Raw genomic sequence first — 11973 nt, 5'->3', positions numbered from 1 at the left:
TTGTGGCAGGTTCTGGCGTGGCGGTGATGCACGCCAGAACCTGTATTGGCTACCAGCGCGTCGCTTTCATATCAATCACGAAACGGTACTTCACGTCACCTTTCAGCATTCGCGTGAAGGCCTCTTCGACCTGCTCTCCGCGAATCATCTCAATGTCCGCCGTGATATTCTGCTCGCCGCAAAAATCCAGCATCTCCTGCGTTTCTTTAATGCTGCCAATCGATGAGCCGCTAATGCTTAAGCGACGGAACACCATCGGCGTCACGTCCGGTGAAACGTGCGGACTGTCCGGGATCCCCACCAGCACCAGGCGACCATTGGTTTTAAGCGTCGCCAGATAAGGATTAAGATCGTGAGGGGCCGCCACACAGTCAAGGATAAGATCCAGCCCATTCCGGCTGGCTTGCATCGCCGAGGCATCGCGTGACACCACCACATGACGGGCACCGAGACGCTGGGCGTCCTCGGCTTTGCCTGGCGACGTGGTGAAAAGCGTGACCTCAGCGCCCAGGGCACGTGCCAGCTTCACGGCCATATGCCCTAACCCGCCTAAGCCAATGACGCCGACCTTGTCGCCCGCTTTAACGTTAAAATGGCGCAGCGGTGACCACACGGTTACGCCAGCGCACAACAATGGCGCAACACCAGCCAGCGGCAGGTGCTGTGGCACCGACACCACGAAGTCCTGATCGACCACCACGTGCTCGGCATAGCCGCCCCATGTGCGGTCACCGGTGTATTTATCCGTACCGTTATAGGTGGCAGTGAAGCCGGCCTCACAATATTGTTCTTCCTGATGCTGGCAAAAATGGCATGTGCGGCAGGAATCCACCATTACGCCCACCCCCACAATATCACCAGGCGCAAACCGACTGGCAGCGTGACCAGTTTCAACCACCCGTCCCACAATTTCATGTCCCGGCACCAGGGGATAATGGCTTGCCGCCCATTCGTTGCGTGCCATGTGCAAATCTGAGTGGCAAACGCCACAGTAAAGAATCTCGATTCTGACATCCTGCGGCTGAAGCGGGCGCAGTGCTATTTGCCCAGACGTAAGCGGCTGGGTTGCATCCTGGGCGACTAGTGCATTAATTTTCATCGTGCCTCTCATAGTGACTGGCTTTATATAACTGAGGGCGGCAAACTCTACTTAAACGGGTTCATTATTGATAGTAGTTACCATTTGGTGACCATAAAAGGAGTGTGCTGACGATGCCTGCCTGGGTAGAAGGTAAACTGGTTTTTTATGTGGATTCGCCACCGCGCCGACTGATGGATCTTTTTTCTGCCAAGTGGAATCCGATGGTGCTGCATGCCTTGTACCACTGGCCCGGCGGACGGGCGCGCACGGGCGAACTTCAGCGGAGCCTGCAGGGAATATCGAAAAAGATGCTGTTTCAGACGCTGAAGGAGCTTGAGCAGCGAGGGTTAATCGCCCGTCATGTTTATGACGTGATCCCACCCAAAGTGGAGTACCAGTTAACCGCCCTGGGCAACCATTTTGCAAAACCGGTGGAACAGCTTTATCAGTGGGGGCTGGATAATCAGCGGGCGCTTGATGAGATGGATGAACAGGTTCAGCGCGCGGCATCTGGCGCTGAAAAAGATGCGGGCTGACGCGGAAGATGTTTCCCGGACAGCGCCGGGAAACAGACAACGGATGGCGCGTTTAACGGCGCCATCATTTAATAGTACGGTCAGGCGTTCTGACGCCACCATTCGGCAAGCAGTACGCCGGTTGCCACCGACACGTTCAGGCTTTCAACATTCCCGGTGCCGCCAATTGACAGGCTCATATCACCCTGCTGGAAGGTGCTGTCGGACAAACCTTCACGCTCCTGTCCCAGCACCAGTACCATTTTGGCAGGCAACTCAGCTTTAGACAGCGGCGTCCCCTGATGGCTTGAGGTGGTCACTATGGTGTAACCCGCTTTGCGGAACGCTTCCAGGCCTTCATTGAAGGTGGTACCGCTGATGGCCTGAACATGTTCGGCTCCGCCTTCAGCCGTGCGAACCGCCGCACCCGATTCCAGCAGCGAGGCATCGTTGACCAGCAGGCCTTTCACACCGAAGTGCGCGCAGCTGCGCATGATAGCGCCAAGATTATGGGGATTGCTGACATCTTCAAGCGCCAGCACGCAGTCTTTGGTTTCGGCCTTGCTGAGCCACTCGGCCACGTCCATGCCCATGCGTTTTTTAATCAGGAAGCAGACGCCGCCGTGGTGCTCAGTACCGGAAGCTTTGGTGATCTCTGCGTCATCCACAACGTGGTAGGCTTTGCGGTTAGCCGCCAGCCAGCGCAGCGCATCGCGAAAACGCGGCGTCACACTTTGCACAAACCATGCACGGACGATGCATTCAGGACGGCTCTGGAACAGTGCCTGACAGGCGTTTTCGCCATAAACACGGGTTTCTTCCAGACGCTGACGACGAATCTGCTCTACGTCAACCACGCCTTTACCGCCAATCCCAGGATTTTCGGGTTTGGTATCTTCGGCTACCGGTGGGCGGGATACGGTGCGCCAGGGTGAATCGCTGCTGCCGTAGGCATCACGATTGTCGCTGCCACGATCGTTGCGACGCGGTGCGCTGTCACTGCGGCGTGGTGCGCTGTCGCTGCGACGGCCCGTACTGCGTCCGCCGTCTTCACTACGCTCAGTACGCGGGCCAGATGAACGACGATTGTCTTCACGACGAGCAGCAGGACGGCCACCTTTGCCTGTACGAGGATTCGGCGCACGCGCGCTTTGCTCATCTTCGCCACGCACATACATGACTTTGACCTTACCACTTTTGCCTTTAAATTCGTCGTTCATTTCTTCCTCCTGCATTGAGAGCGCGAAGATTACCTGATGTGACTGCGCTTAGCTATCAACTATTGAACCTATAGAGCAATCCACATTGAGCCGATCTTATCACCCTTTCATAATGGGTAATATTGAGCAAAGTGCTCTACATCATTATCAGAGGTTTTTATGAATACGGTATGCACGTCTTGCCAGGCAACCAATCGCGTTCCCGAAGAACGGCTTGCCGAGGGTGCCAAATGTGGTCGCTGCGGTGAAGCCTTGTTTTCGGGCGATGTCATTAACGCGACGGCCGCAACGCTGGACAGCTATCTGCGGGACGATCTGCCGGTCGTGGTGGATTTTTGGGCCCCGTGGTGCGGACCCTGCGTTAACTTCGCCCCGGTATTTAAAGATGTCGCTCAGGAGCGCAGCGGTAAAGTCCGCTTTATCAAAGTGAATACAGAGGCAGAACCGGCTTTGAGCAGTCGTTTCCGCATTCGCAGCATCCCGACCATCATGGTGTTTAAGAACGGCGAGATGGTGGATGTCTTAAACGGTGCCATGCCGAAAGCCCCTTTCAACGAGTGGCTCGACGAATCCCTGTAAGCACGACAGGCCAGCCTGGCTGGCCTTTTCCCTTTGTTCGACGCTTCGATTACACTACGCTTTTTCCTGTCCTGAATAATCATGTCTGATAATGCCGTTTTGCGTTTACGAGCCCAACGCCTGGCCCGTGCCACGCGTCCCTTTCTGGCACGCGGGAATCGTGTGCTCCGCTGCCAGGGATGCCTGTTGCCTGAAATAAATTGTCTGTGCGCCAGCATCCAGGTGCAGTCTGCCCGCAGTCGCTTTTGCCTGGTGATGTTTGATACCGAACCCATGAAGCCGAGCAATACGGGCCGGTTGATTGCCGATGTGTTACCGGACACCCAGGCATTTGGCTGGTCACGTACCGAGCCCGATCCCGCATTGCTGGAAGCTGTTGCCGATGAGGCTTATCAACCGCTAGTGGTTTTTCCTGCCTCGTATGCGGATGAAGGCCGCGAGGTTATCCACTCGCCGCCGCTTGCGGGTAAACCGCCGCTGTTTATTATGCTGGATGGCACCTGGAACGAAGCGCGGAAGATGTTTCGTAAAAGCCCCTGGCTTGACCGCTTTCCGCTGATCTCGCTCAATGTTACGGCCCCTTCTCGCTACCGGCTGCGCGAAGCGCATGGCGAAGGCCAGCACTGTACCGCAGAGATCGCGGCGGCACTTCTGGAGCAGGCGGGCGATACGGAGGCGGCACAGGCATTAACACAGCATTTTGAGCAGTTCCGTCAGGCTTACCTTGCGGGTAAGCCGCATCATCCCGGCCAGGCGCGGTAATGCGCGCCCTGGCAGGTTGATTGTCGTTATTCAGGCTGGGATCTGCCCGACGGTAAAAAAGTCTAAAAGCGTTTACACTCACCTAAATCTCGATGAATGGAGAAGGTGATGAGTCAACGTGGGCTGGAAGCGCTGTTACGACCCAAATCGATTGCGGTAATCGGCGCCTCGGTCAAGCCGGGACGGGCAGGCTATTTTATGATGCGTAATCTGCTGGCGGGTGGCTTTAGCGGCCCGGTGCTGCCGGTGACGCCACAATATAAAGCGGTTAGCGGTGTGCTGGCCTGGCCTGACATTGACAGCCTGCCCTTCGCCCCGGACCTGGCGGTGATCTGTACCCATCATAAAAGAAACCTTGAGCTGTTACAGCAGCTTGGCGAGAAAGGGTGTAAAGCCTGTATTATCCTCTCCGCGCCCGCCAGTCAGTTAGCCGAGTTAAAACAGTGTGCCAGCCGCTGGCAGATTCGTCTGCTGGGTCCCAACAGTCTGGGATTACTGGCCCCCTGGCAGGGCCTTAACGCCAGCTTTTCTCCTGTTCCTATCGCCAAAGGCCGCATCGCGTTTATTTCGCAGTCGTCAGCCGTATCCAATACCATCCTTGACTGGGCGCAGCAGCGCAACCTTGGCTTTTCGTGGTTTATCGCCTTGGGTGACAGCCTGGATACCGATGTGGACGATCTGCTGGATTTTCTTGCCCGCGACGGTAAAACCAGCGCGATTCTGCTTTATCTTGAACACCTCAGTGATGCCCGTCGCTTTGTTTCAGCATCCCGCAGCGCCTCCCGTAACAAGCCTATTCTGATCATCAAAAGCGGACGCAGCCGTCAGGCGCAGGCGCTGCTCGGCACACACAGCGGTCTGGATGCCGCCTGGGATGCGGCTATCCAGCGCGCGGGCTTATTACGTGTACAGGATACGCACGAGCTGTTTACGGCGGTGGAGTCGTTAAGCCATATGCGTCCACCACGCGGGCATCGGCTAATGATTATTAGCAATGGCGCGGCACCCGCTGCACTGGCGCTGGATGAACTCTATGCCCGCAACGGGAAGCTCGCCACGCTGAGTGAGCCAACGGTACAGCAGCTCAATGCCGTGCTGCCAGAAGGCGTTGGCCACGGCAATCCGGTTGATTTAAAAGATGATGCAACGCCGGAACGCTACCTGGCCTGTCTGACCGTTCTGCTCGACAGCCACGATTTAGATGCCCTGATGATTATTCATGCCCCCAGTGCCGTCGCTCCGGCGACTGAAACCGCAGAGAAAATCATCCAGCTGATCCATCAGCATCCGCGCGGCAAACAGCTTACGCTGTTGACCAACTGGTGCGGCGAATACTCTTCTCTGGCGGCACGACGGGCTTTTACCCAGGCTGGCATTCCCACCTGGCGTACGCCGGAAGGAACCGTCACCGCGTTTATGCATCAGGTTGAGTACCGGCGTAACCAGAAGTTATTGCGGGAAACCCCTGCCTTGCCGGTAAACCTGACGCAGGATAGCGCTCAGGCTCACCAACTGCTGTCCCAGGCGCTGGACAAGGGCATTTTGTCTCTGGACACGCATGAAGTGCAGCCCGTCCTCAAAGCCTACGGTCTGGCGACGCTACCGACCTGGATTGCCAAAGACAGTGAGGACGCGGTCACTATCGCCGAACAAATCGGTTATCCGGTGGCACTGAAGCTGCGTTCGCCCGATGTGGCGCATAAGTCTGAGGTACAGGGCGTAATGCTCTATCTGCGTAACGCCGCGGAAGTAAAGCGAGCGGCTGATGCTATCGTTGACCGGGTAACACAAACGCTGCCGCACGCACGGATTGAAGGGCTGGTCGTACAGAGCATGGCCAACCGGGCCGGTGCTCAGGAACTGCGGGTCGTGGTGGAGCAGGATGCCCTGTTTGGCCCCATCATCATGCTGGGTGAAGGCGGCGTGGAGTGGCAGGCCGAGAAGCAGGCTGCCGTGGCTTTACCACCGCTCAATATGACGCTGGCGCGTTATCTGGTGATTCAGGCAATCAAAAGCGGCAAGATCCGCAGCCGGAGTGCCCTGATCCCGCTGGATGTCGCTGGCCTGAGCCAACTGCTGGTGCAGGTCTCTAACCTGGTGGTGGATTGCCCGGAAATACAACGCCTGGATATTCATCCGCTGCTGGCGGCGGGCAGTGATTTCACCTTACTGGACGTCACGCTGACGCTTGCGCCTTTTACCGGTGACAGTGAAACGCGTCTGGCCATACGTCCTTATCCTCAGCATCTGGAAGAGCAGGTAGAACTGAAGGACGGTCAGCACTGTTTATTCCGCCCCATCCTGCCCGAAGATGAACCGCTTCTGCGCGACTTCATCAGTCAGGTCACCAAAGAAGATCTCTACTACCGCTATTTCAGTGAAATTAATGAGTTCACCCATGAGGATCTGGCCAATATGACGCAGATTGATTACGACCGGGAAATGGCAATTGTTGCGGTTCGTCAGCATCAGGGGCAGCCGGAAATTATCGGTGTCACTCGCGCCATTTCTGATGCAGACAACATTGACGCGGAGTTTTCGGTGCTGGTGCGCTCGGATCTCAAAGGGCTGGGAATGGGACGACGTTTACTTGAAAAAATGATTCGTTACACACGCGCCCATGGTCTGCAACAACTGAATGGCATTACCATGCCTGGCAACCGCGGCATGGTCACACTGGCGAAAAAACTCAACTTTAGCGTAGATGTGCAGATGGACGATGGCATCGTCAGCCTGAAGCTTTTGTTACAGGATAATGTCACTTTGCCGTGTAGAGAAAAGTAAAAATCGCCCCGTCCGCCGTGGTTGATGTTATTATTTAGCGTTATGACCCTGATTTGGTGGCAAAAGGCCATACAATGAACCGAGAAGAAGTGCACTGTGATGTTGTCTAAATTTAAACGCAATAAACACCAACAACATCTCGCACAGCTGCCTAAACTGTCACAATCTGTTGCGGATGTGTCGACGTTATATTCGCCTGCCGAATTTCGCGAGACGCTTTTGGAAAAGATTGCGTCAGCGCAATCGCGCATTTGTATCGTCGCACTCTATCTGGAAAATGACGATGCGGGTCGGGCCGTTATGGATGCATTATATGCCGCGAAAATGGCTCGTCCACAGCTGGATATCAGTATCTTAGTCGACTGGCACCGCGCGCAACGGGGTCGCATTGGTGCCGCACGCGGTGTTACTAATGCCGACTGGTATTGCGAGATGGCCCAGCAACATCCCGATAACGTGATTCCAGTCTATGGCATTCCGGTTAATACTCGCGAAGCAATGGGCGTACTGCATCTGAAAGGTTTCATTATCGATGATACCTTGCTCTACAGCGGTGCCAGCATTAATGACGTTTACCTGCATCAGCACGACAAATACCGCTACGACCGCTATCAACTCATCCGTAATGCCGCGCTGACCGATACCATGTTCGAATGGATGAACGTGCATTTGAAAGATGCAGAGGCGGTCAATCGCCTGGACTATGCTGACCGTCCATCCAGCCCGGAAATCAAAAATGAAACGCGTCAGTTTCGTCAGGACTTACGCGGCTTTAACTATCAGTTTGAAGGTAATGCCGGTAACGATGAACTCGCCGTCACACCGCTGGTCGGGTTAGGTAAGCGCAGCCTGCTGAATAAGACCATTTTTCATTTAATGCCGTGCGCCGAAAAGAAGCTCACCATCTGCACCCCCTACTTCAACCTGCCAGCACTGCTGGTGCGCAATATCATTGCCCTTTTACGCCAGGGTAAAGAAGTTGAGATTATCGTGGGGGATAAAACGGCGAATGACTTCTATATCGCGCCCGATCAGCCGTTTAAAATCATCGGTGCCTTGCCCTATCTCTACGAAATTAACCTGCGTCGTTTTTTAAGCCGCCTGCAGTATTACGTCAGCAACGGTCAACTGACCGTGCGTCTCTGGAAAGACGGTGAAAACAGCTATCACCTGAAAGGCATGTGGGTTGACGATGAGTGGCAGCTTATTACGGGCAACAATCTTAATCCGCGCGCATGGCGACTGGATCTGGAGAATGCGGTCCTGATTCACGATCCTCTGCAGCAGTTGACCGAGCAGCGACAGCATGAGCTGATGCTGATTCGTCAACACACCAGGGTTGTTGGGCACTTCCGTGAGTTGGAAAGCATTGCTGACTACCCGGCGAAGGTGCGTAAGCTGATTCGCCGTCTGCGCCGTATTCGTATCGATCGGCTCATCAGCCGTATCCTGTGAAGATCCAGAATGCCGCAGCCTGACTGCGGCATTCTGTCTGCCCTGTTACAACTTAATGCCTTTTCCGTGCCGGTGTAGCAGCAGCGACACCAGGAACGCCAACGCCCCCATGACGGAAACGTACCAGAAGAACGTGGTCTCCATACCGTTGTGCTTCATCAGTAACGCCACGTACTCTGCAGATCCACCGAAGATCGCATTTGCCACCGCATAAGAGAGCCCAACGCCGAGCGTTCGAACCTCCGGCGGGAACATCTCTGCTTTCAAAATCCCACTGATTGAGGTGTAAAAGCTGGTAATCAGTAATGCCAGCATAATCAGGGCAAAGGCAATACCGGGACTTTGTACGTTTTGCAGCAGCGTCAGGACAGGTACCGTACAAATCGCCGCACCCGCACCAAAAATCATCATGGAGGTGCGTCGGCCAATCCTATCGGAAAGGCCGCCAATAATGGGCTGTAGCAGCATGTAAACCAGTAAAGCGCCGGTCATCAATCCACTGGCGGTTTTGGCATCCATGCCTGAAGTGTTCACCAAGTACTTCTGCATATAGGTGGTAAAGGTGTAGAAGCTCAACGAACCGCCCGCCGTAAAACCCAGCACCATCAGGAAAGGTTTCGTGTGGTTACGTAATAAGCCAATGACACTGCCGGCATCGCGATGCTCACGGCTCTGTTTATCGGAAGTTTCGTCCAGAGAGCGACGCAGCCACAGCGCTACCACGGCCAGCATCGCCCCCAGGAAGAACGGAATGCGCCAGCCCCATGTACGTAGCTCCTGATCGGTTAACATAAACTGCAGCACTACCACCGTCAGCACAGCAGCTAATTGTCCGCCAATTAATGTCACGTACTGGAACGATGCGTAAAACCCTTTCCGCCCTTCCAGCGCCACTTCACTCATATACGTTGCGCTTGTACCGTACTCTCCGCCCACTGACAGTCCCTGAAACATACGCGCCAGCAATAACAGGATCGGTGCGGCGATCCCGATACTGTCATAGCCCGGCAGGCAGGCAATCACCAGGGAGCCGAAACACATCATACAGACAGAGATCAGCATCGATTTTTTGCGCCCGTGGCGGTCACCGATATAGCCAAATAACCAGCCGCCAATTGGCCTCATTAAAAAGCCTGCGGCAAATACGCCTGCTGTTTGCAATAACTGGGTTGTGGTATCACCTTGCGGGAAGAAAATGTGGGCGAAGTAGAGTGAGAAAAACGAGTACACATAAAAGTCGAACCATTCGACAAGATTACCTGAAGATGCGCCTACGATGGCCCAGATACGTTTTTTTTGGTCAAGCACCTGCGCTTGTTGATTCTTGATCACGTCTGACATGCTATGTCTCGGCTCCTTGCTGATAAGCAGCGTTAAAGCGTTGAGTAAAGCACGGTCATGGCGGAAACGGAAAGATGTGTTGTCTGAATATGACAAAATGTGACATGCGTTGTTAATTCCCTGAAACAACTGAAATCTTCAGTCGCGCAGGCAGGGGAGGCCAGCGGCCTCTTCCCGTCCACATGCACATCAATGACGAGGAAGAGGTCGTGTTAACCCGTTAAAACGCGGTGACTACCGTTACCCCCGGCGATTCAAACTTATCCATATTCATTAACGCTTCTATGGATTGCTCAAGGTTAATGGTTCTGCCAATGAGCTTTTCAGGGCGGAGTTTTCCCGCCGCTATCATATTCATCATGACGTCATAGCGGTGGGCCTGCATGCCATGACTGCCAATAATTTCCAGTTCATTAGCAATCACCCTGGCCATTGGGATAGGCGGTGCACTGTGTTCACCCGCCATCAGGCCGATCTGGATGTGCCTGCCTCTTTTTCTTAGCGAGTTAATGGAGTTCACGCAGGTGACCGTATGACCGAGTGCATCCAGGGAAACATGCGCTCCACCCTGGGTAATGTCTTTGATGGCTTCCGCCACATTGTGCACACGTGCAGCATTCACGACGGCGACGGCACCCAAATCCCGGGCCAGCTGCAATTTATCCTCCGCGATATCAATCGCTACCACGTTTGCCCCAAGTGCATTCGCAATCATGATGGCGGAGAGGCCAACCCCACCACAGCCGTGGACGGCAAGCCACTGCCCTGCAGACGTTCTTCCCTGATCGACCACTGCCCTGAACGAGGTGATGAAACGGCATCCGAGGCTCGCTGCGGTAGTGAAGTTAAGTGTCTCCGGCAGCGCAATGAGGTTCAAGTCCGCCTGCTGTACCGCCACATATTCTGCGAAAGATCCCCAGTGAGTGAAACCTGGCTGGAACTGACGATCGCAAACCTGCTGATTGCCCGAGTGACACTCGTGACAAAAACCACAGCCCGACACAAAGGGCACCGTGACATTATCGCCAGGCCGCCATTTTGTCACCGCGCTGCCAACGGCTTCTATCGTGCCCGCAAATTCATGTCCTGGCACATGCGGCAAAGGGATATCGGGATCGTGCCCCACCCAGCCATGCCAGTCACTTCGGCAAACCCCGGTCGCTTTGACCCGAATCACCACGCCGTGGGGCTCGGGAGTGGGGTCCGGCACCGTTTTCAGTAGTGGTGGCGACAGAAATGACTCGTATATGACAGCTTTCATCAGTAAACCCTCATCGTAGGTGTCTTTAAAATTATACCTTTCGATCAGGAAATTACTTTTCAGCTATTGCAGCTGAATAATTAATTATGAAATTATCCTTCATTAAATACGCTAAAAATGAGTGGATATGTCAGTGAGCATTCTGGATAGGAAAGATCTGGCGCTGCTGCGTTATCTTCAGCAGGACGGCAGAGTATCGAGCCTTAAGCTTTCTCAGGATTTGGACGTGAGCCCAGCCTCGGCGTGGCGACGACTGAAACGGCTTGAAGATGAGGAATTTATTGAAGGCTATCAGGCGGTGATTAACCGCAGAAAGGTGGGCTTTGGCGTGATGGCATTTGTCCGTCTGGTTTGCAGTCAGCACAGTGAGGCAGCAACCCGGGACTTTGAAGAACGGATCACGGCTAATCCTTACGTACTTTCCTGTCACAACATCACCGGTGAAGCCGATTTTCTTTTACAGGTCGTGGCGCGGGATTTAGACCATTACAGTCTGTTTATTGAAAAGGAATTGCGTAAATTACCCGGAATTCTGAGTATTAATTCTTCTATATCACTGAGAGAAGTGAAAAAAACGCATCCGTTGCCGGTCTAGCGGTGGTGCAGGTTTATAACGCCAGGTGCAGTGCAAGATAACCGGCCTGACGCCCTGCTTTTCACAGATTACGCACGTAAAAAAGCCCTGAACTTTCTTTCAGGGCTTCTTCACTTATTGTAGGGAGTGAGAGCGTCTGTGAGTAAGTTTTTTACGTTATTACGGACACGCCATCCGGCTTTCTCACGCGCCATTTTATCCCGGCCCGGCGGTTTTAATGACGCGGACGGCGCTCGCGCGGTCCCGGCTGCGCAGCATAACCGTCCTGACGCCCCGCTTTCCGCAGGTTACGGACGTAAAAAAGCCCTGAACTTTCGTTCAGGGCTTCTTCACTTGTTTGATGCCTGGCAGTTCCCTACTCTCGCATGGGGAGACCCCAC

The 11973-nt window shown here is 54.3% G+C and carries 11 protein-coding genes; 7 read left to right on the top strand and 4 right to left on the bottom strand.

The features are described 5' to 3' along the window. Window positions 1-49: 49 nt before the first annotated feature. Window positions 50-1099 (bottom strand): NAD(P)-dependent alcohol dehydrogenase, encoded by a 1050-nt coding sequence (locus tag FBY13_RS18925; protein ID WP_145394881.1) that lies wholly within the window; start codon window positions 1097-1099, stop codon window positions 50-52. 113 nt (window positions 1100-1212) lie between these two features. Between FBY13_RS18925 and FBY13_RS18920 the strand changes: the two genes are divergently transcribed. Then, window positions 1213-1617 (top strand): helix-turn-helix domain-containing protein, encoded by a 405-nt coding sequence (locus tag FBY13_RS18920; protein WP_145394880.1) that lies wholly within the window; start codon window positions 1213-1215, stop codon window positions 1615-1617. An 80-nt stretch (window positions 1618-1697) separates the two neighbouring features. On the opposite strand, the gene FBY13_RS18915 is transcribed toward FBY13_RS18920, so the two are convergent. Next, window positions 1698-2816, bottom strand: a complete 1119-nt coding sequence (locus FBY13_RS18915; RefSeq protein WP_063880692.1) for a tRNA/rRNA methyltransferase — start codon at window positions 2814-2816, stop codon at window positions 1698-1700. A 159-nt stretch (window positions 2817-2975) separates the two neighbouring features. On the opposite strand from FBY13_RS18915, the gene trxC reads away from it, so the two are divergent. From trxC to pssA, 4 genes are all read left to right on the top strand, one after another. Further along, window positions 2976-3395, top strand: coding sequence for a thioredoxin TrxC (gene trxC, locus FBY13_RS18910; protein ID WP_063880693.1), 420 nt, complete (start codon window positions 2976-2978; stop codon window positions 3393-3395). Between the two features lie 81 nt (window positions 3396-3476). Beyond that, complete coding sequence (locus tag FBY13_RS18905; RefSeq protein WP_096012738.1) at window positions 3477-4157, top strand: tRNA-uridine aminocarboxypropyltransferase; 681 nt, start codon at window positions 3477-3479, stop codon at window positions 4155-4157. A 108-nt stretch (window positions 4158-4265) separates the two neighbouring features. Further along, on the top strand, window positions 4266-6941 hold the full coding sequence (locus tag FBY13_RS18900) for a bifunctional acetate--CoA ligase family protein/GNAT family N-acetyltransferase (protein WP_145394879.1): 2676 nt from the start codon (window positions 4266-4268) through the stop codon (window positions 6939-6941). 96 nt (window positions 6942-7037) lie between these two features. After that, a complete protein-coding gene (gene pssA, locus FBY13_RS18895) occupies window positions 7038-8396 on the top strand; it encodes a CDP-diacylglycerol--serine O-phosphatidyltransferase (RefSeq protein WP_172897293.1) in 1359 nt (452 codons plus the stop codon). A gap of 45 nt (window positions 8397-8441) precedes the next feature. Here the strand turns inward: pssA and FBY13_RS18890 are convergent, their stop codons facing one another. After that, window positions 8442-9737 (bottom strand): MFS family transporter, encoded by a 1296-nt coding sequence (locus FBY13_RS18890; RefSeq protein ID WP_096012736.1) that lies wholly within the window; start codon window positions 9735-9737, stop codon window positions 8442-8444. Window positions 9738-9957: 220 nt separating this feature from the next. Beyond that, the gene (locus tag FBY13_RS18885) at window positions 9958-10998 is read right to left on the bottom strand and encodes a zinc-dependent alcohol dehydrogenase family protein (protein ID WP_109717449.1); all 1041 of its coding nucleotides are present in this window, start codon (window positions 10996-10998) and stop codon (window positions 9958-9960) included. 127 nt (window positions 10999-11125) lie between these two features. Here FBY13_RS18885 and FBY13_RS18880 point away from each other — a divergent pair, with 127 nt between their 5' ends. Then, entirely contained in the window at window positions 11126-11593 is a 468-nt protein-coding gene (locus tag FBY13_RS18880) for an Lrp/AsnC family transcriptional regulator (RefSeq protein WP_186440838.1), read from the top strand. Between the two features lie 138 nt (window positions 11594-11731). Next, a partial coding sequence (locus tag FBY13_RS23580) for a hypothetical protein (protein WP_222430272.1) occupies window positions 11732-11973 on the top strand: 242 nt, incomplete at its 3' end.

This window comes from Pantoea sp. SJZ147 (assembly GCF_007828605.1).
Lineage (GTDB): Bacteria > Pseudomonadota > Gammaproteobacteria > Enterobacterales > Enterobacteriaceae > Pantoea > Pantoea allii.
This window is presented reverse-complemented; position numbering and strand designations above follow the sequence as displayed.

What these genes read in the sequence shown, in the direction of transcription:
- FBY13_RS18890 (WP_096012736.1), bottom strand. Translation starts at nt 9,737, where the DNA reads ATGTCAGACGTGATCAAGAATCAACAAGCGCAGGTGCTTGACCAAAAA.
- FBY13_RS18880 (WP_186440838.1), top strand. Translation starts at nt 11,126, where the DNA reads ATGTCAGTGAGCATTCTGGATAGGAAAGATCTGGCGCTGCTGCGTTAT.
- FBY13_RS18920 (WP_145394880.1), top strand. Translation starts at nt 1,213, where the DNA reads ATGCCTGCCTGGGTAGAAGGTAAACTGGTTTTTTATGTGGATTCGCCA.
- FBY13_RS18915 (WP_063880692.1), bottom strand. Translation starts at nt 2,816, where the DNA reads ATGAACGACGAATTTAAAGGCAAAAGTGGTAAGGTCAAAGTCATGTAT.
- trxC (WP_063880693.1), top strand. Translation starts at nt 2,976, where the DNA reads ATGAATACGGTATGCACGTCTTGCCAGGCAACCAATCGCGTTCCCGAA.
- FBY13_RS18885 (WP_109717449.1), bottom strand. Translation starts at nt 10,998, where the DNA reads ATGAAAGCTGTCATATACGAGTCATTTCTGTCGCCACCACTACTGAAA.
- FBY13_RS18905 (WP_096012738.1), top strand. Translation starts at nt 3,477, where the DNA reads ATGTCTGATAATGCCGTTTTGCGTTTACGAGCCCAACGCCTGGCCCGT.
- FBY13_RS18925 (WP_145394881.1), bottom strand. Translation starts at nt 1,099, where the DNA reads ATGAAAATTAATGCACTAGTCGCCCAGGATGCAACCCAGCCGCTTACG.
- FBY13_RS18900 (WP_145394879.1), top strand. Translation starts at nt 4,266, where the DNA reads ATGAGTCAACGTGGGCTGGAAGCGCTGTTACGACCCAAATCGATTGCG.